Origin of the sequence: Nocardioides sp. URHA0020, assembly GCF_000620705.1 — a bacterium.
Taxonomy (GTDB): Bacteria; Actinomycetota; Actinomycetes; order Propionibacteriales; family Nocardioidaceae; genus Nocardioides.
On record NZ_KK211171.1, the window covers coordinates 306,731 to 324,887 of the forward strand.

The window sequence follows — 18,157 nt, forward strand, 5'->3', positions numbered from 1 at the left end:
CCTAGGCTCGCGATGGCGCCGCTGTCCGCAACGCGAAGCCGATCAAGGCCATGACGATCCCGACGGCAGTAGCCATCAGGGCGACCCCGAAGGCGACCACCGATGTGAACAACGACGCCTGCAGGAACGATGAGGTCATGGCGGTCTCACGGTTCGGGTCATCCTGCTCAAGTTCGGCGTAGGTCTTTCCGCCGGTGATCTTGAGAGTGTGATGGTCGATGATGTCCGCTTGGCAGTACGCCGAGATCGGACCGTTGACGTTGTCGCCGGCGGCACAGTTGGCATCGTCGGACACAGTGATCTTCTGGTCTGCCAGCGTGCTGGAGATGACCACCCAGGTGACGACTCCGGCGATCGCCATGATGCTCCCGACAACGATGGCCGTCAGCGATGCAATTCTGCGCATGTTTCTGCTCCGTCCTGCCGACCTCACGGTCGGCGTTCGTCTACATGTTGCTGTCACGCGCACAGCGATCCTGAGTTCGGACTGGGCGGTCCTTCTCCCCATGCGGGCTCAATGCGTCCACTAGCGTCCTCCGGATCACTGGCCAGCGCCAGCATCTGCCTTCGGCTACGGCACGCCGCTGCAACCCCAGCGGACGCGCCGAAGGACCGAACCCACAGTCGCTCGACCGTTGCGCTCAACGTCGGCCATGCGGGTGCGTCCGGGTTCGTGCGATTGGAAGATGGGTCTTCGTCGGCACAAACGGCTGCTCGGGACCAGGTTCCTCGCCGCACCGGACCGGTTGCTGTGGGCCGGCCCGTGGGTTGGATCTCTTGGCGTCGCAGGCCGAGCTCTTTGCTGGAGGTCATCTCGAGGGCTTGGGTGAGTCCGATGTAGCGCTCGAGAGGGGTCGCGAGGCGTTCGTGACGGATCCGGGTGGCGATCCGGTCGAGGGGAACGCCGGGGCGAGGGCTGATGTCGCTCAGGTGCAGCGCGGCGGGTGGGGAGCGGCGCATCTCGACGGTCGAAGATGGTCGGGCTCGGCGTCGGGGCGTGGTGACGAACAGGCGCCGCAGCCCGCGGGGGACCGCTCGGGTTGCACCGGCCGCTCCCCCACCCGCCCGCAGAGTCCTTCCCCACGCGTCGTGGTCCGAGGACCAGGCACCAACAGGCGCGGCCACTGGCCTGGATGCTGGTGGGCGCTGGCCACGCAGTCGGTGGCCGGGGATCAGGGCTCACATGACTTCAGGCCCGGAGGACAACGTCCTCCGGGCCTGAATCTTGTAGCGGGGGGAGTTCGCAGATCTGCGCTCCACCTGTTGAAGCTCGCCACTCCCCCGCCCCGCAAGGTGACTGCCAGGGCAAATGCCACCCGTTGCTCATGGCCGGATCGAAACACACAACGCCGACAGAGCGACTGGGTCTGCGAACGAGCGTGTGTCACTTCGCCGCGTCCGGGCCGGGCCAGCTGCTCTCTGAGTACCAGGTCTCCTGGATGCTCCGGCGCATGGCGGACCGCTGCCGGAGCTGGATGACGATGCCGATGATCGCGAGCACCAGCAGGAGCAGGCTCCAACCGAAGCTGTCCGAGACGTGGTTAGTGAAGTCGCCCTCAGTGAAGTCGGAGGAGTTCAGCGAGCCGACCAGCAGCATGAGACCGCCGGTCACGCCGACAGCACCCGCGATCGAGCCGATGAGGACGAGCACGATCATCGGAACGTTCGCGAAAGCCGACACGAGACCGAAGACGATGCCGAGAGCCAGGCCCACCAAGGCGGCCACCCAGTCCCAGTCGAACCCGAAGGCAAGGATGATGCCCGAGCCGATCGCGAAGCCGGCCGCGCCCATGGCAATGACGATGCCAAACCAATAGAAGAGGTAGGCCAGGACCGCGAATATCACGGCGAAGAGCAGGCCCAACGCCCAGCCGAGAACGGTGCCCAGAAAATGCTCGTCGGCGAACTCGGCGACGATTCCGGCACCGAAGGCAAAACCCGCGAAAAAGCCCCAGATGGGGATCACGAGGCGCAGCACAAACTGCCCGGTGAGAAGCATGGCGCCGCCAGCAATGATCGCGAGGACGCCCAGAATGATGTCGGCCATGCCTGCAATGTAGGGCTCTTGGGCCCGTTCGTTCCCGGGCGACACGTCCAAGGGCTGCGTCATTCCACCGCCATAGGGCGCGGTTCAGGACTGGATCCGTTACTGATCGGGTCGCGCTGCTTGTCACATGTCGCGATAGCGGGTTGCCTGTTCCAAGCTTTCCTGAAGCATCGCGGCGGTGACGGGGCGTGCCGTCCAGGTGGGGTAGTCGGTTCCCGGCGTGGCGTAGGGCTGCACGTAGGCGGCGGTGTCGCGCTGGTAGCGCCAACCCTCGGCGAGCGCTCCGACGTCGAGAGCGTCATAGCCGATCGAGTCGAGGAAGTCGGTGACCGTGACCTTGGCCGTCTCGTCGTTCCCCGCGATCGCGAGGACCGAGCGCTCCGGGTCGCCTGTGGGGCGATGCAGGACGGCGAGGTGATCGAAGTAGATGTTGTTGAAGGCTTTGACGACCGAGGAGTCGGGCAAGTGGACCTGCAACAACTCACTGGTCGTTGTCGACTCGTCATCGAGCTCGGCGATGTGGCCATCGCGGTCGGGGTAGTAGTTGTTGGTATCGATCACGACCTTGCCCCGCAGCGGCTCGACCGGGACATCGCGGTACGCCTTCAGCGGCACCGTGACCACGACGAGGTCGCCTGCCGCTGCGGCCTCGGCCGAGGTGGCCGCCCTCGCCCGGGGGCCAAGCTCGGCGACCAGGTCGGCGAGGGTGTCGGGACCCCGACGATTGCTCAGCACTACGTCGTGGTCTGCGGCCACTGCTAGCCGAGCAATCGTGCTGCCGATGTTTCCACTGCCGATGAGTCCAAGGATCATGACACGGCAACCAGCACCAGTCGGGCAGCATTCCCCCGCCTCTTGCCCGAGGAGCGGTACGGCAGACGAGCCTTCCCGCCGCGTGCCGGGCACCGCTTTGTACGCTCAACCTCGCCAATTCGAGTAGCCGTGGCTGGACAAGCGCTCAACTGTCACGCCGACGGCCCAACCACCGCCATGAGAACCAGCGCCCGATCTGCCGCGATCAGTGCATTGTCCCTGAGGATGGTTGCGCAAATGCGAAGGGCCCTCACAGTCAGACTGTGAGGGCCCTTCGGCTTCTGTAGCGGGGGCAGGATTTGAACCTGCGACCTCTGGGTTATGAGCCCAGCGAGCTACCGAGCTGCTCCACCCCGCGCCGGTGAAACCAACCTTACAGACCGGCCGCGGGCCGGCCAAATCGGGGTCGCCGATGCGGGGTGGAGAGGCTCAGGAGGACGGGCTCGCTGACGCCGACGGGCTGGCCGAGGGCGAGCTCTTGGACCCGGAGCCGGCCTTGCTGCTCGAGCTCAACCTGACGGCGTCCGTGACCAGCTGCTGTGCCAGGCCGACCTGCTTCTGGTACTCGCCCAGATCACCGGAGTCGAGGGCCTTCTGAGCGTCGCTGAAGGCCTTCTCGGCGCCCGCGAGCTTGGCCTCGATCTGGGAGCTGATGCTGCCCGTCCCGCCGGTGCCCGGGTCGGTCGGCGTACCGTCGTCGCCCGGGTCGGTGACGACCCCACCGGACGCGCCGAGGAGATCGCGCAGGGCGCTCACGAGCGTGTTGCCGTAGCCGATGTTGTTGCCGTACTTCACGAGCACGTAGCGCAGGATCGGGTAGCTCGACTCGGACGCCGCCCGGCTCGCGTAGACGGGCTGGACGTACATCAGCCCCTCCCCGATGGGCAGGGTGAGCAGGTTGCCGTAGCGAGGCTCGGCACCGCTGCGGTTGAACTGCGCGATCAGGTCGGCGATGCCGGGATCGGAAGCGAAGGTGTTGGCCACCTGTCCCGGTCCGTCGACCGGGTTGCCCGTCGTCGGCAGCTGGAGCACCCGGATCTTGCCGTAGTCGGCGCTCGTGGCGTCGGAGTCCACGGAGACGAAGGACGCCAGGTTGTTCTTCTTGTACGGCACGTAGACCGAGGTCACCGAGAAGCGCGCGTCGTCGGAGCCCCCCGCGTTGTCGACGAACAGCCGGTACGGCGGCTGGAACTTGCCCGCCTTGTACGGGTCCTCGGGGACCTCCCAGCGGTTGTTGCCCTGGTAGAAGTCGCCCGGGTCCGTCACGTGGTAGCGCGCGTACTGGTAGCGCTGCACCTGGAAGAGGTCCTTGGGGTAGCGCACGTGCTGGAGCAGGTCGTCCGAGATCTCCGACTTCGGCAGCACCGTGCCGGGGAACGCCGACTCCCACGTCTTCAGGATCGGGTCGGTCTCGTCCCAGGCGTAGAGCGTGACCTCGCCGGTGTAGGCGTCGACGGTCGCCTTGACCGCGTTGCGCATGTAGTTGATCTCGTCGGTCGGCAGCGTCTGCAGGCCGGTCGTGGTCTGCAGCGAGTCGTCCGTCATCTCGTCGAAGGAGTCCTTCTTCGAGTTCGGGTAGCGGTCGGTGGTGGTGTAGCCGTCGAGGATCCACTGGATCTTGCCGTCCACGATCGCCGGGTAGGGGTCGCTGTCGACGGTGAGCCAGGGTGCGACCTTCTCGACCCGCTCGCGCGGGGTGCGGTTGAAGAGGACCCGGCTGTTGCTGTAGACCCGCCCGGAGAGCAGGAAATTCGGCTCGCCGTACTTGACCGCGAACATCAGCTGGTTGAACGTGCTGCCCACGCTGGCGTCGCCCTTGCCGTCGAAGGTCGTGCTGTTCTGGTCGTCCTCCTCACCGGTCGGGAGGTTGAGCTCGACGTCCTTCGCGCCAGCACTCGGCTTGCCCACGATGGAGTACTGCGGGCTCTGCTCGCCGTAGTAGATGCGGTCCTCGAACTTGCCCGGCAGCGAGCGCGCCAGACCGTCCTGGTCCGACGCCAGCCCCTGGGCCCACACGATGCCGGCGTCCGGGTCGGACGTGTCGGCGTTGGTGTCGATCTGCGCGCTGTTGTCCTCGGGCCGCTGGTTGGCGTACGCCGCGATGACCCCGTTGCCGTGGGTGTAGACGGTGTGCAGGTTGGACCAGTTGCGGTCCGACTCCGGGATGCCGGTCTGGTCGAGCTCGCGAGCGCCGATCACCAGGGCACGGTCGTTGCCGGCGATCGGGTAGCGGTCGACGTCGAGCACGCCGTTCACGGAGTAGTAGGCGCGCCCCTGCTGGATCTGCTCGAACGCCGGAGGGACCAGCTGCGGGTCCACCAGCGGGATCGACGAGGTCGTCTTGTCCAGGGCGGCGAGGGTCCCGGAGAGGCCGGCCGTCGGGTTGAAGTCCGTCAGCTCGACGTCACCGATGTCGTACGCCGCCCGCGTGGCGTCGATGTTGGCCTTGATGTACGGCGCCTCCCTGTCGGCCTCGGACGGCTTGACCTGGAACTGCTGCACGATGCCGGGCCAGATCAGGCCGAGCAGGATCGCCGACACGGCGAGCAGCGCCAGCCCGACCGACGGCAGCAGCCAGGTGCGACGCCAGACGTTGACGAAGAAGAGCACCGCGCAGATCACCGCGATGCCGACCAGGATGTTCTTGGCCGGCAGGATCGCGTTGTGCCCCGTGTAGTTCATGCCGGTGCCCAGCCCGCCCGAGCGGCTGACCAGGTCGAAGCGGTCCAGCCAGTAGTCCGCGGCCTTGGCCAACACGAAGAGCCCGAGGAGCACGGACAGCTGCACCTGCGCCGCTCCGGAGAGACGGTCACGGGTGGCCTGCAGCCGGATCCCGCCGTACAGGTAGTGGACGACCGCGGCGGCGATCAGCGCGACGACGAGCACCGCCATCGCGAAGTCGACGAGGTAGTGCAGCCAGGGCAGGTCGAAGACGTAGAAGCCGATGTCCTTGTGGAACCACTTGTCCTTCTGGTCGAAGGGCACGCCGTGGCGCCACAGCAGGAAGTCGCGCCACTCCCCGATCGCCGAGCTGCCGGCGAAGGCACCGAGCACGACCGAGACACCGACGACCAGCCAGGTGCGGATCGGCGTCACCGCCTCGCGGTAGCGGTCGAGCCCGCTCTGCTCGGGTGAGCTCGGCCGGAAGAACGGCCGGAACCGGAAGGCGAGGTACATGTTCAGGCCGACGACCAGGCCCATCACCGCACCGAAGACGAGGAAGAGGCCGGCCTTGGTCCAGAAGAGCGTGGTGAAGACCTCGCCGTACCCGCCGTTCTTGTACCAGAGCCGGTCGGTGTAGAGCGACGCGAAGGTGGACAGGCCGAGGAACGCGAGCACCAGCACCACCGCGGTGATGACCAGGGCGCGCGAGCGCCGCGAACCGCGCTGCGGCGGCGGAGCCCCCTGGGACTCCTCGTCGAACAGCTCACTCATGCGTTGCCTCTCCCTGCTCCGGCTCGTCCTCGAGCGTCGCGCTCAACAGCTCCAGCAGCCCGGGCACCAGGTCGGCGCCGCCGACCACGGACTGGTCATCGTCGTGGGCCCGCAACCGCAGGGCGCAGTACGTCGCGCCGTCGCGGGTGACCCCGGCGACGATGCGCACCTCCTGACGGTCCGGGTGGTCGCGGGCGAACTCCTCGGCCGACGTCGGGTCCTCGGGGATCTGGTCGTCGACGCCCGGCGGCAGCACCAGCCGCTCGACCACCGCGGCACAGCCGGCCACGCCGGGCGGCCACACGATCGATCCGAGCGACTCCTCGAGCGTCTGCCCGGGGGCGACCAGCTCCTGCTCGACCGGCGTCATCGAGCCGGCGGCGGACGCCTCGTCCAGGCCCATCATGGCCGCGAGCGCGGGCTCCTTGGCGACCAGCGCCGCGGTGTCGACCAGCGCATAGAGCCGCGAGGGCTGGTCCCAGCCGTCGGCGGCGATGTGGCTCTCGATCTCCAGGACGGCCGCGGCCAGGGCCGGATCCACGTCGTTGAAGCCGGGCAGCTCGGAGTCGTACTCGCTCATCTGGACTCACTCATGAGGCATCGTCCCCACAGGTGGGGAGCTTGGCGTCGGGGTCCTTGACCCACTTCTTGATCGACTCGAGGGCGCTGTGGGTGGTCGGAGCCTCCACGAGACGCATGTCGCCGTTGGGTGCACCGACCGCCTCGTCGCAGTTGTCCGGCGGCACCATGAAGAGCTGCGCGCCGTCGTTGCGGGCACCCGCGATCTTCTGCTGGATGCCGCCGATCGGGCCGACGTGGCCGGCCGCGTCGATGGTCCCGGTGCCCGCGATCGTGCGGCCGTCGGTCAACGAGCCCTTGGTCAGGGTGTCGTAGATGCCGAGGCTGAACATCAGGCCGGCGCTCGGACCGCCGATGTTGGGGTCGATGGCGATCGTCACGTCGACGGGGAACTTGGTGGTCGTGGTCCCGACCTGGATGCCGACCTGCGGGTGTCCGTCGACCTGGCGTGGCGTGACGCTCACCGTGACCGGCTTGCCCTTGCGGCGGACGCCGAGCTCGACCGGCTGGCCGGGGGTGGCCGCGGTCACGGCGGCGACGAGCTCGTCGGAGTTGGCGACCTTCGTGCCGTCGACGCTGAGGATGACGTCGTCGGCCTGCAGCTTGCCGTCGGCCGGCGAGCCCTTCTCGACACCGGAGACGAGCGCCTCGGTGACGTCGTACCCCAGCTCGGTCAGGGCGGCCGCGGTCGCCGCGTCCTGGGACGAGGTCATCTCGGCCTGCCCCTCCTTGCGGTCCTGCTCGACGGTGCCGCCCTCGGGATAGATGGCGTCCTTCGGGTAGACCGCGTCGGAGCGGCTGATCCAGGCCTGCATCAGCTCGAAGACGTTGTTGTGGGCGTCGCGCTGCGAGACGAAGACGGTGGTCATCCGCAGCTCGCCGTCGTCGGCGTACGTCGGCTTGCCCTTGATCTGGATGATCGACGCGCCCTCACCGTTGTCACCGAGGACGTTGACGGTCAGTCCGGGCTTGTACGTGACGTAGGGAAGGCCCTCGAAAGCGGCGCCCACCCACAGCGCGATCAGCAGCGGCACGGCCAGGAGGCCGGCAATGGTCCGCTGCGTCATGGCGCCAACCCTCTCAGACCCGTCCAACGCCCGGACCGCCCGCCTGGGTCGTCAGGACGCTCGACGCGACGGGCGTACGGCGATGCCGCTGCTGCGGTCGCGCTCCGGCTGCGGTGCGGCGTACCCCGGCGCGGGCCGTCGGCGACGTCGCGCGTCGTGCTCGAGCGCCCCAGCGAGCCGGCGTACGGCGACGTCGCGGTCGACCTCGCCGCGCCCCTCGCGGCCGAGCCAGGCGACCCAGAGCATGGCCAGGATCCCGACGACGAGCGACGGCACGAGCCAGAGCAGGATCTCCACGGGTCGAGGCTAGGCACTCCGGCCGTGCCGGTCGGGGAGGCTCGCCCCGTCAGGGAGTGCCGACCCATTCCTCGGTGCCATCGCCGAAGCGCTGGTGCTTCCAGATCGGCACCTCGGCCTTGAGGGTGTCGATCAGCGCCCGCGAGGCCGCGAACGCGTCACCGCGGTGGGACGACGTCGTCGCGACGACGACGGCGATGTCGCCGATGTCGAGGCTGCCGACGCGGTGGACGGCGGCGACCCCCTGCACGGCGTGCTCGGTCGCGACCCGCTCGCATACCTCGCGGAGCCGGTCCAGGGCGCTGGGGTGGGCGGTGTAGTCGAGCCCGAGCACGCCCTTGCCGTGGTCGTGGTCGCGCACCCGTCCGACGAAGAGGGTCAGCCCGCCCGAGGCGTCGTCGTCGAGGGCGGCGACGACCTCGGCGACGTCGAGCGGGTCCTCGCGCAGGTCGACGAGGCGTACGGCGGAAGTCACGCGTCCGACCCTAGGGCAGGCGACCACGACACGAGTAGCGTGGAGCCATGAGCGACAAGCCCGGTGACACCCCCGACGACGGCCAGAACCCCTTCAAGGGCACGCCGTTCGAGCAGCTCTTCGGCGCGGCCGCCGGCGGTGGCGGCGGCGCGATGCCGGACCTCAACCAGCTCTTCGGCCAGCTCCAGTCGATGATGCAGCCGCACGACGGCCCGGTGAACTGGGACTTCGCGCTCGACCTGGCCCGCAAGACCGTGGCCCAGTCGCCCGACCCGACGCCCAGCCAGCGTCAGCAGGACGCCGTCGCCGACGCGATGCGCCTCGCCGACCACTGGCTCGACGCGACCACGGCGTTCCCGTCCGGGGTCACCGCACCGGCCGCGTGGAGCCGCGCCGAGTGGGTCGTGGGCACCACGGACGTGTGGAAGGTCCTGGTCGAGCCCATCGCCGAGTCGTCGGTCAACGCCCTCAGCGGCGCGCTGCCCGAGGAGGCGCAGGCCATGTCGGGCCCGCTGCTCGGCATCATCGGCAAGGCCGTCGGCGGCATGCTCGCCGGCCAGATCGGGTCGGGTCTCGGCGCCCTGGCCTCCGAGGTCCTCAGCGTCTCCGACATCGGCCTGCCCCTCTCGGCTCCCGGTCGGGGCGCGATCCTCACCACCAACCTCGATGCGTTCGCCGCCGACCTGGACGTGAGCGCCGACGACGTGCTCCTCTACGTCGCCCTGCGCGAGGCCGCCCACCAGCGGCTCTTCGCGCACGTGCCGTGGCTGCGCGACCACCTCATCGGCGCGGTCACCGACTACGCCCGCGGCATCGAGATCAACGCCGAGGGCATCCAGGCACGCATCGACGAGCAGATGCGCGGCGTCGACCCCACCAACCTCGAGGCGATGCAGGAGCTGATGGAGGGCGGGATGTTCGAGCTCGAGCGCTCCCCCGCCCAGGAGGCCGCGCTGCAGCGGCTCGAGGTCGCGCTCGCGCTGGTCGAGGGATGGGTCGACGACGTCGTCGGCCAGGCGACCGCCGAGCGGATGCCGACCGCCGCCAAGCTCCAGGAGATCTTCCGTCGTCGACGGGCCGCCGGGGGTCCTGCTGAGCAGACCTTCGCGACCCTGGTCGGTCTCGAGCTCCGGCCGCGCCGGCTGCGTGACGCCTCGACCCTGTGGGGCTCGCTGCGCACCCGGCAGGGCGCCGAGGCCCGCGACGGCGTGTGGATGCACCCCGACCTGCTGCCCACCCCGGCCGACCTCGACGACCCGCTGGGCTTCCGTGAGGACGCCTCGGCCCCGGAGGCCCTGACCGACGCGGACTTCGACGCCGAGCTGCAGAAGCTGCTCGACGGCCCGGACGACGCCCCCGCCCCCTCCCAGGAGTGAGCCTCCACGACGACGCGCTCGCGACGCTCACGGACTGGTCGGCCCCGACCGACGCCCAGCGGCGGCTCCAGGAGAGGTACGTCGAGCACCTGCGCGCCCACCCCGACGGGCTGACCCGCGCCTGCGTGCCCGACCACCTCACAGCGAGCACGCTGGTGCTCAGCCCCGACCACGACCGGGTGCTGCTGACCTTGCACGCCAAGGCTGAGCGGTGGTTCCAGCTCGGCGGCCACTGCGAGCCGGGCGACGAGACGCTCTCCGGTGCCGCCCGGCGCGAGGCGGTCGAGGAGTCCGGACTGTCCGGGCTGCGGCTCGACCCGGTGCCGGTGCAGCTCAGCGAGCACGCCGTACCCTTCTGCGGGTCGTCCGGGGACGTGCACCACCTCGACGTGCGCTTCGTCGCCGTCGCTCCCGCCGGGGTCGCGCCCGCGGTCAGCGACGAGTCGCTCGACGTGCGGTGGTGGGCGTACGACGCGCTGCCGGACCCGCAGCCCGACCTGGTCGAGCTGGTCGGGCTCGCCCGCCGGCGGCTGGCCTGAGGCTCGCACCGGTCGCTCGAGATCCGGCAGGAGTGGTCCAAGATGGTCCGGTGCGCCGCGTCGTAGGTCCTCTGCTCGCCGTGACCGTGGCGCTCGTGCTCGCGGACTCCGCGGTCGTGACGCTCGCGCTGCCCGACATCCTCCGACACCTCGATGCGTCCGTCGGGCAGGTCGCGTGGGTCCTGATCGCCTTCAACCTGGTGCTCGGCGTCGCCGCCGTCCCCACCGCCGTGGTCTTCGCCCGCTCGCAGCCGCGGATCGTCGGTGCCGTCGGGATCGCGGTGTTCGCCGGATCCTCGGCATGGTGCGCGGCCGCGCAGTCGATCGACGTGCTGATCCTCGCGCGGTGCGTGCAGGCGCTCGGCGGCGCGCTGGCGCTGGTCGGGTGCCTCGAGCTCCTGGTCGCGGCGTACGGCGAGCGTCGCGGCGTCGCCGCCTGGGTGACCGCGGGTGTCGTCGGCACGGCGATCGGCCCGTTCGCCGGCGGCCTGCTCACGCAGGCGTTCTCGTGGCAGGCCATCTTCGTGGTGCAGGTGCCCGTCGCCGTCCTTGCCGTGCCGGCCGCGCTCGCGGTCGCCGCCGCGCCGGAGCCACAGCCGGACCGGCATCGCCCGGCCATCCGCCCCAACCTGACCCTGGCCCTGCTGTCGGCGGCGCTCACGGCAGCGTTGTTCCTGCTCGTCCTGCTCCTGGTGGAGGGCTGGCGCCAGTCCCCCGGGATCGCGGCCCTGACCGTGTCCGTCGTCCCGCTCGCGGCCCTCGCCGCCCGCCCGCTCGCCCGCCTGCTGCAGCCTCCGCCGGAGGTGGAGGTGGCCGTCGGCTGCTTCCTCATCGCCGGCGGACTGACCGCGCTCGCGTTCCTGCCGTCAGCGGACCTGGTGTGGACGATCGCTCCGCAGGCACTGGTCGGGCTCGGTCTCGGGCTCACCGTGGACCGGCTGACCTCCCAGGCGATGGAGATGCGGCTGCCGCGGGCCAGACATGCGGCCTGGACGATCAGCGCCCGTCACCTCGGTGTCGTCGTGGGCCTCGCGATCCTGACGCCGGTGTTCACCGCCGACCTGCAGGCGGCCCAGGTGCCCGCCCAGGAGGCGATCGCGTCGTTGGTGCTCGACGCGCAGCTGCTGCCCGACGACAAGATCTCGATCGCGCAGGCGCTCGGCGACGAGCTCACGCAGCAGGAGGGACGGGTGCCCGACCTGTCGCACGCCTTCGCGACGGCGGACCTCGCGGCCGGGGACCGACCGGCCGCCGCCCGCCTCGAGCGCGAGCTCGACTCCCAGCTGGAGCGGGCGGCCACCCACGCCTTCCGGGACTCCTTCCTCATCGGCGCCGGTCTCGCGCTCCTCGCCCTACTGACCGTGGTGGCGCCCCGCAGGCGGGTCCGATGACCGGCGTGGCCCGGGTGCTCGCCCTGCCTGCGGCGGCCGTCGTCCTGGTGGCCGTGGTCCTCGGCGTCCAGGTCGCCCACGGCGGCGGGAGCTTCGAGCCGCTGCGGCCGGCCGACCCGTGCGTGGCCCGCGAGGTCACGTCGCGTGCCGCCGGGATCGACGGGCTGACCGAGCGGCTGGTGCTGCTCGGGGTCGACGGAGCGGCCTGTCGCCTGGGCGTCAGCCGTGAGGCGCTGACGCTGGAGCTCGCCCAGCCCGGCACCCGCACGGACGCCGAGATCCAGGCCCTGCACGACGGCCTGCTCGACGCCGTACGCCGGATGCACGACGACGGCTCGCTCCCGCCGGCGTCGGACCTGGTCGACGAGGCCCTCGACAACGCCGACCTCAACAGCTTCCTCGAGCGCGCGATCCGCGCGATCCCGGACCCGGTCGTCGACGCGGCCCTGAAGACCGACGACGTCCTGACCCGCGCGATCGAGGACCTCGACCTGCGCAGCGTGCTGGAGAGCCTCGACGACCAGGACGACCTCGACCAGCAGATCGAGGCCGCCATCACCCAGGCGGTCAAGGACTCCCTGGTCGACCGGGTGCGCGGGCTGCTGCCCGGCGGCTAGTCGACCTGGTCGTCCGGCGGCGGCTCGAGGCGGGCCGCCGCCGACCAGCCGGCCAGGTAGCCCTGCGCGCGCTCGGCCTGCGGGAAGCGGTCCACCCAGCCCCAGAACTGCTCGTTGTGGCTGGGCTCGAAGAGGTGCGCGAGCTCGTGCATCAGCACGTAGTCGATGACCCACTGCGGCATGCCCTGCAGCCGGGCCGAGAGCCGGATCGAGCGGTCGCCCGGTGTGCAGGAGCCCCACCGGGACTCCTGGTTGTCGACCCACCGCACCGAGTCCGGCAGCGCGAGCCCGCCCAGGTAGCGGTCGCTGAGCGAGGTGGCCCGCTTCATCAGGTCGTCATCGCTCGGCTTGCGCCGCCGCTCGGACTTCTCGAGGCGGGCGATCATCGTCTCGACCCACTCCGCCTCCTCCTTGCGGGAGAGGGAGGCCGGGATCAGGACGACGACGCGGTCACCGTCGCGATAGGCCGACACCGTACGGCGGCGTCGCTTGGAGCGCCGTACCTCCACCTCGGGCCTGGCCATGGGCCGACGCTATCTGTTCGCCCACGCCAACAGCCGCTCCCGCGACCACGTGTTGACGATCCGGTCGGCGTCGATCCCGGCCTCCTCCGCGCGCTCGCAGCCGTAGACCTGGAAGTCGAGCTGACCCGGCGCGTGGGCGTCGCTGTCGATCGAGAAGAGGCAGCCCAGGTCGCGGGCCAGCTCGATCAGCCTCGTCGGCGGGTCCCGGCGCTCGGGGCGGGCGTTGATCTCGACGGCCACGTCGTGCTCGACGCACGCCTCGAAGACGGCCCTGGCGTCGAACTGCGAGCTCGGCCGGGTCCCGCGGTTGCCCATCACCATCCGGCCCGTGCAGTGGCCCAGGACGTTGGTCCGTGGGTTGCGGATCGCGCCGATCATCCGCTTCGTCATCGCCGGTGCGTCCATCTTGAGCTTGGAGTGCACGCTGGCCACCCGTACGTCGAGCCGGGCCAGCAGGTCGTCGTCCTGGTCGAGCGCGCCGTCGTCGAGGATGTCGACCTCGATGCCCGTGAGCAGCGTGAACCCCTCGCCCAGGTGGTCGTTGACCGCCTCCACCACGCCGAGCTGACGGGTGAGCCGCTCGGCGCTCAGGCCGTGGGCGATGGTCAGCCGGGGCGAATGGTCGGTGAGCACCAGGTAGTCGTGGCCGAGCTCCATGGCCGTGAACGCCATCTCCTCGATCGGCGAGCCGCCGTCCGACCAGTCCGAGTGGGAGTGCAGGTCGCCGCGCAGCGCGGCCCGCAGCTCGGCTCCCCCGGACGTCAGCGGTCCACCCTGCTCACGCTCCAGGGTGGCGAGCCGGTCGGGGAGCTCCCCGCGCACCGCCTGGGCGATCACCTTCGCCGAGCTGGCTCCGACGCCGGGCAGGTCGGTGAGGGTCCCGTCCACCACCGCCCGCGCCACGTCGTCGGTCGGCAGCGGCAGGATCGCGGCGGCCGCCCCGCGGAAGGCCTTGACCTTGTAGGTGTCCTCACGCGCTCGCTCGAGCAGGAACGCGATCCGGCGCAGGGCCGCGACCGGGCCCCCGTCGTACCCCTCGCCGTCCGACACGCCGCGTCCTCCCGAAATTCTGTCTCGATGTGGCCGGGTTTCTTTCCTCCACACCCCGTGGAGAGCCATTGTGGCTGGTCAGCGCCCCGACGGGGCGAGGGAGCCGCGGTTCGTCCACAGGCATCTCCCACCCCGAGCGCGTGTCGTCCACCGGTGCGGGGGTTCCTCCACAGGTTTATCCACAGCGTTGTCCACAGGCGGGAGCGGGTCCGCGTTGACCGTGACCGCACCCGGCTCCTAGCGTCGAGCCCAGACGAGGCCTCCGGGCCGTCGACGGACACTCGCAAGGGGAAGGCAAGTGTCCGCCCGGCGGCTCGGGGGCCTCCTCTACCTGCGGCTCCCTGGGGTCGCGGTGGGTCGCCCCGCGCGCGGCTCAGCTGCCGGTGAAGACGGGGGCGCGCTTCTCCTGCGCCGCGCGGATGCCCTCCTGCAGGTCCGCGGTCGCCAGCGTGATCGGCTGGGCCATCGCCTCCCACTGCAGGCAGGCCTCCACGTCGGCGTGGCCGCCGTCGCGCAGGGCGAGCTTGGTCAGCCGGCTCGCGATCGGGGCCGTGGCCGCGATCCCGGCCGCGGTCGCGAGCACCTCGTCGAGGAACGACGCCGGGTCGACCACTCCCGAGACCAGCCCCAGCCGCAGCGCCTCGTCGGCGTCGACCACCCGGCCGGTGAGCAGCAGCTCGCGGGCGTGCGCGGCGCCGACCACGTTGGGCAGCAGGTACGTCGCCGCCATGCCCGGGTGCATGCCGAGCTTGACGAACGGCACGCCGAGCTTGGCGCCGGCCGCGGCGTACCGGATGTCGCACGCGAGCGCGAGGCAGAGGCCGGCGCCGATCGCGGGTCCGTTGACGGCGGCGATCGTGGGGACCTCGAGCCGCCGGATCGCCAGCCACGCACGGTAGAACGCGATCATCCGGGTGCGCAGGTGGTCGACCGACGCGTCCGGCTCGCTGGCGATCCACGAGGTGTTGCCACCGGAGCAGAAGGCGGAGCCCTCGCCGGTCACCACCACCGCTCGGACCGAGCGGTCCGCGGACAGCTCGTCGATCGCCGCGACCCACGACGAGGTCATCTCGTCGGACATCGCGTTGCGCTGATCGGGGTTGTCGAGGGTGAGGAGCACGACGCCGTCGCCGGGCCGCTCGAGGCGCAGGTGGGTGAGTTCGGGCATGGCCTCAACGTACTCATCCGGTCCCGGACGCGCCGTGATGCGGTTCACCGGCGCCGAACGGCGCGCCGAGGGCTTCCGGCACGCTCAGCCCCGGTTGTCGTAGGGTCTGAGACGGTCCGGCGGCAACCCGCAGGACTCCGGCGGGTCTTCCCCATCTCCCCGCCGCGACGACCGAGACATTGAAAAGCAAGGAGGCCGTCATGGCGGAGACCTGGAGCGGCGAGTTCTACTGCGTGAAGTGCAAGGAGAAGCGCGAGGCTGAGGGCGAGATTCGCGTCAACGACAAGGGCACCAAGATGGCCAAGGGCGTCTGCCCCGTCTGCGGCACGAACCTCAACCGGATCCTCGGCAAGGCCTGACGCTCCACGCGTCACGCCACACGAGCTCCCCAGCGGCGTCGCCCCGGACCTGTCCGGCGGCGACGCCGCTGTCATTTCCCCTGTGGAGGACCGTCCGGGGCCGCTCCCACCGGGTAGGTGGGCGTGATGAGCCTCCTGCGCACCGGCCTCCACGTCGTACGCCGCGACGACCAGCACCTGCAGATCGGCGTCGACCCGCCCTGGCGCCTGGTGGTGCCCGACGAGCCGGACGTGCAGCGCGTGCTCGACGACCTGCTGGCGGGCCGGCCGCCATCGCCGGAGACCGCGGCCGGACACCAGACGCTGCGCGACCTGCACCGAGCCGACATGCTGCGCCCGCCCGGGGAGCCCCGCCGGTCGTGCTCCGTCGCGGTCGCGGGCGCCGCCCGCGCGACGGCCGAGGCCGAGCGCCTGCTGCGCGCGGCCGGGATCGGGCCCGTCCTCGCCGAGCGCGCCGACCGCGCCGACCTGACGATGGTCGTCGCTGCCGGCGAGCCGCCACGCGACCTGGTCGACGACCACGTCCGGACCGGGCGGCCCCACCTGGTCGTCGGTGCCGGGCCGCGCGGCTTCCGTGTCGGCCCGTTCGTCGTCCCGGGGAGCACCGCCTGCCTGCGGTGCGTCGACGCGCATCTCGCGGAGCACGACCCGCGCCGCGGCGTCGTCGTCGAGCAGCTGGCCGGGCGTACGGCGGCACCCGACGACCCGGCCCTCGAGGCGCTGGCGATCACCTGGGCGGTCCGCGACGCGCTGCGCTACGTCGCCGGGTCGACGCCGTCGACCTGGTCGGCGACCGTCGACCTCGACGTGGAGCTCGAGCCGCGACGGCAGGCATGGACCCGCCATCCGCACTGCGGGTGCGCCTGGGACGCGCTGGCGCTCGGCTGAGTCACCACCACTCGCTGTCGAGCTTGCCCTCCATCGCCCGCAGGTGGGTACGGGAGCACTCGACGCAGTAGACCCGGGTGCGACCGCGCTCGACGGAGGTCGTCCAGGCGAGCGTCGCCGACTCGTCGCTCTCCTGGCGTCCGCAGAAGTCACAGGTGGTCACGCCGCCACGGTAGTCCCCGGACGCGCCGGGAGCCGGGTCCGACGAGGTGTCGGACCCGGCTCCCGGGGTGGATCAGAGTGCTCGGGCGAGGGCCAGACGCGCCTGCTGTGCAGCCTGCTCGGCCTTGCGGCTGAGTCGACGGGCACGGGCCAGCCGGTAACCGAGCTGGAGCTGGTGCGCCTCTCCCAGGCGCGCGGACATTTGTGCGCGCGCGAGATCTTCGTGGAGGAGATTCATGGTGGTGAGTCCGTTCGGGTCGGTGTTCGTGGAGGTGTTCATCGCGGTCATGTCGACTTTCTGGATCTGGGCGGGGCTCAGAGCGTGCGAGCGATGGCGAGCCGGGCCTGCTGAGCGATCTGCTCCGCCTTGCGGCTGGTGCTGATCGCCCGGGCGAGGCGGCGACCCTGTCGGCCGTGCTGCGCCTCGATGAGGCGAGCGCTCACGTGAGCTCGAACCACGTCCTCGTGGCTGAGGTTCATGTCGGTGTCCTGACGTCGTTGTCTCGGAAGGTGGTCGGTGCGGTGCTGCGGTGCTGGGTGTCGGTGCTGCGGGCGGGGGCTGGATCAGGCGGCGACGTCGTTCTTGCGAGGACGCCCCCGAGGACGCTTGCGCGGGATCACCACGCCCTGGAGGAAGAGCTGGCCTCCCCAGACGCCCCAGGGCTCGCGACGCTCGAGTGCGCCGTCGAGGCACATCGACCGGACGGGACAGTCCAGGCACAGTGCCTTCGCGAACTCCACGTCGTGCGGCGACTCCGCGAACCAGAGCTCGGGGTTGTTGGCCCGGCACGGCAGCAGGTCGTCGTCGACGCGGTCGGCCTCGTCGTGGAGCTGACCCAACGTGACCTCCTGGAAGGTCACCTCGGCAGTCCCATCGGTGCGGACGAGTTCACTGATGGTCATGTTTTTCACCTCCTTCTGCTGACCTTGTCTCTGCTTTGCTGGCCCGATCGCTGGTGCGACCGGGTGCGGTCGTGGAACGCGGTCTTGGGAAACGCTGGGTTTCCGCAAACAAAAAGGCCGCGAATCCCGGTGAGGGATCCGCGGCCTGGAGGCTGCCGAGCTGTTGGGGTCAACAGGTCGGTGGTCTCCAGGCAGAGTTCCCCGGGATGTAGGACTGGGCGAGGCCCAGACCCGCCTTGACGGCGCCCGTGGTGCCGGCGATATCCACCAGCCGCTCGCGCACGACCGAGGTCGTCGAGGTACGGCGGGCAGCGGTGGCCGGCGTGACCACACCAAAGGCGTGGCCGGACATGGGCATGCCGAAGTCGGACGGGTTCGTCGCCGTCATCCAGAGCTTGTTGCTGTTCACGTGGGCCACCTCCTTCGGTTCGTCGTGCGCCGGTCGTGCCAGGACCGTGATGCGCTAC

The 18,157-nt window shown here is 70.6% G+C and carries 22 protein-coding genes and 1 tRNA gene; 6 read left to right on the plus strand and 17 right to left on the minus strand.

Annotated features, from left to right (window positions below):
* Position 1: 1 nt before the first annotated feature.
* The 9 genes from N542_RS0120870 to N542_RS0120910 form a co-directional block, all read right to left on the minus strand.
* Entirely contained in the window at positions 2-406 is a 405-nt protein-coding gene (locus tag N542_RS0120870) for a hypothetical protein (protein ID WP_051552188.1), read from the minus strand.
* 978 nt (positions 407-1,384) lie between these two features.
* The gene (locus tag N542_RS0120875; RefSeq protein ID WP_028645578.1) at positions 1,385-2,047 is read right to left on the minus strand and encodes a membrane protein; all 663 of its coding nucleotides are present in this window, start codon (positions 2,045-2,047) and stop codon (positions 1,385-1,387) included.
* 123 nt (positions 2,048-2,170) lie between these two features.
* Positions 2,171-2,860, minus strand: coding sequence for an NADPH-dependent F420 reductase (locus N542_RS0120880; RefSeq protein ID WP_036509086.1), 690 nt, complete (start codon positions 2,858-2,860; stop codon positions 2,171-2,173).
* Between the two features lie 284 nt (positions 2,861-3,144).
* Positions 3,145-3,218: transfer RNA gene (locus tag N542_RS0120885), tRNA-Met, on the minus strand.
* 71 nt (positions 3,219-3,289) lie between these two features.
* On the minus strand, positions 3,290-6,295 hold the full coding sequence (locus N542_RS0120890; RefSeq protein WP_028645580.1) for a UPF0182 family membrane protein: 3,006 nt from the start codon (positions 6,293-6,295) through the stop codon (positions 3,290-3,292).
* On the minus strand, positions 6,288-6,875 hold the full coding sequence (locus N542_RS0120895) for a PPA1309 family protein (RefSeq protein ID WP_051552190.1): 588 nt from the start codon (positions 6,873-6,875) through the stop codon (positions 6,288-6,290). The genes N542_RS0120890 and N542_RS0120895 overlap by 8 nt, the downstream gene beginning before the upstream one ends.
* Positions 6,876-6,885: 10 nt before the next feature.
* On the minus strand, positions 6,886-7,941 hold the full coding sequence (locus N542_RS0120900; RefSeq protein WP_028645582.1) for a YlbL family protein: 1,056 nt from the start codon (positions 7,939-7,941) through the stop codon (positions 6,886-6,888).
* A gap of 51 nt (positions 7,942-7,992) precedes the next feature.
* Positions 7,993-8,238 carry a hypothetical protein gene (locus tag N542_RS0120905; RefSeq protein ID WP_028645583.1) on the minus strand — a complete coding sequence of 82 codons (246 nt, stop codon included), beginning with the start codon at positions 8,236-8,238 and terminating at the stop codon, positions 7,993-7,995.
* 49 nt (positions 8,239-8,287) lie between these two features.
* Complete coding sequence (locus N542_RS0120910; protein WP_028645584.1) at positions 8,288-8,713, minus strand: molybdenum cofactor biosynthesis protein MoaE; 426 nt, start codon at positions 8,711-8,713, stop codon at positions 8,288-8,290.
* A 47-nt stretch (positions 8,714-8,760) separates the two neighbouring features.
* Between N542_RS0120910 and N542_RS25970 the strand changes: the two genes are divergently transcribed.
* Genes N542_RS25970 through N542_RS0120930 form a run of 4 tightly spaced genes read left to right on the plus strand, consistent with a single transcriptional unit; the run spans position 8,761 to position 12,636 of the window.
* Positions 8,761-10,089: a zinc-dependent metalloprotease gene (locus N542_RS25970; RefSeq protein ID WP_051552191.1), complete on the plus strand. Its 1,329-nt coding sequence runs from the start codon at positions 8,761-8,763 to the stop codon at positions 10,087-10,089.
* Positions 10,086-10,628, plus strand: coding sequence for an NUDIX hydrolase (locus tag N542_RS0120920; RefSeq protein WP_028645585.1), 543 nt, complete (start codon positions 10,086-10,088; stop codon positions 10,626-10,628). Before N542_RS25970 ends, N542_RS0120920 begins: the two co-directional genes overlap by 4 nt.
* A 50-nt stretch (positions 10,629-10,678) precedes the next feature.
* A complete protein-coding gene (locus N542_RS0120925; RefSeq protein ID WP_028645586.1) occupies positions 10,679-12,019 on the plus strand; it encodes an MFS transporter in 1,341 nt (446 codons plus the stop codon).
* Entirely contained in the window at positions 12,016-12,636 is a 621-nt protein-coding gene (locus tag N542_RS0120930; RefSeq protein ID WP_028645587.1) for a hypothetical protein, read from the plus strand. Before N542_RS0120925 ends, N542_RS0120930 begins: the two co-directional genes overlap by 4 nt.
* On the opposite strand, the gene N542_RS0120935 is transcribed toward N542_RS0120930, so the two are convergent.
* From N542_RS0120935 to N542_RS0120945, 3 genes are all read right to left on the minus strand, one after another.
* A complete protein-coding gene (locus N542_RS0120935; protein WP_081795427.1) occupies positions 12,633-13,160 on the minus strand; it encodes a M48 metallopeptidase family protein in 528 nt (175 codons plus the stop codon). The two genes, N542_RS0120930 and N542_RS0120935, sit on opposite strands and share 4 nt — an antisense overlap.
* Positions 13,161-13,169: 9 nt before the next feature.
* Positions 13,170-14,210 (minus strand): PHP domain-containing protein, encoded by a 1,041-nt coding sequence (locus N542_RS0120940; RefSeq protein ID WP_036509094.1) that lies wholly within the window; start codon positions 14,208-14,210, stop codon positions 13,170-13,172.
* Positions 14,211-14,583: 373 nt separating this feature from the next.
* Positions 14,584-15,378: an enoyl-CoA hydratase/isomerase family protein gene (locus N542_RS0120945; RefSeq protein WP_028645590.1), complete on the minus strand. Its 795-nt coding sequence runs from the start codon at positions 15,376-15,378 to the stop codon at positions 14,584-14,586.
* Positions 15,379-15,578: 200 nt separating this feature from the next.
* Here N542_RS0120945 and N542_RS27970 point away from each other — a divergent pair, with 200 nt between their 5' ends.
* Positions 15,579-15,737 (plus strand): DUF5679 domain-containing protein, encoded by a 159-nt coding sequence (locus N542_RS27970; protein WP_165356914.1) that lies wholly within the window; start codon positions 15,579-15,581, stop codon positions 15,735-15,737.
* Positions 15,738-15,863: 126 nt separating this feature from the next.
* Positions 15,864-16,625, plus strand: a complete 762-nt coding sequence (locus N542_RS0120955; protein WP_155993267.1) for a hypothetical protein — start codon at positions 15,864-15,866, stop codon at positions 16,623-16,625.
* Position 16,626: 1 nt separating this feature from the next.
* Here N542_RS0120955 and N542_RS27975 read toward each other — a convergent pair whose 3' ends face one another.
* From N542_RS27975 to N542_RS27685, 5 genes are all read right to left on the minus strand, one after another.
* A complete protein-coding gene (locus N542_RS27975) occupies positions 16,627-16,788 on the minus strand; it encodes a hypothetical protein (RefSeq protein WP_197026046.1) in 162 nt (53 codons plus the stop codon).
* A 72-nt stretch (positions 16,789-16,860) separates the two neighbouring features.
* Positions 16,861-17,076 (minus strand): hypothetical protein, encoded by a 216-nt coding sequence (locus N542_RS0120965; protein WP_028645592.1) that lies wholly within the window; start codon positions 17,074-17,076, stop codon positions 16,861-16,863.
* A gap of 26 nt (positions 17,077-17,102) precedes the next feature.
* Complete coding sequence (locus N542_RS28340) at positions 17,103-17,231, minus strand: hypothetical protein (protein ID WP_269319788.1); 129 nt, start codon at positions 17,229-17,231, stop codon at positions 17,103-17,105.
* Positions 17,232-17,351: 120 nt separating this feature from the next.
* On the minus strand, positions 17,352-17,690 hold the full coding sequence (locus N542_RS0120975) for a WhiB family transcriptional regulator (protein ID WP_051552193.1): 339 nt from the start codon (positions 17,688-17,690) through the stop codon (positions 17,352-17,354).
* 169 nt (positions 17,691-17,859) lie between these two features.
* Complete coding sequence (locus tag N542_RS27685) at positions 17,860-18,099, minus strand: hypothetical protein (RefSeq protein WP_155993269.1); 240 nt, start codon at positions 18,097-18,099, stop codon at positions 17,860-17,862.
* Positions 18,100-18,157: the final 58 nt, after the last annotated feature.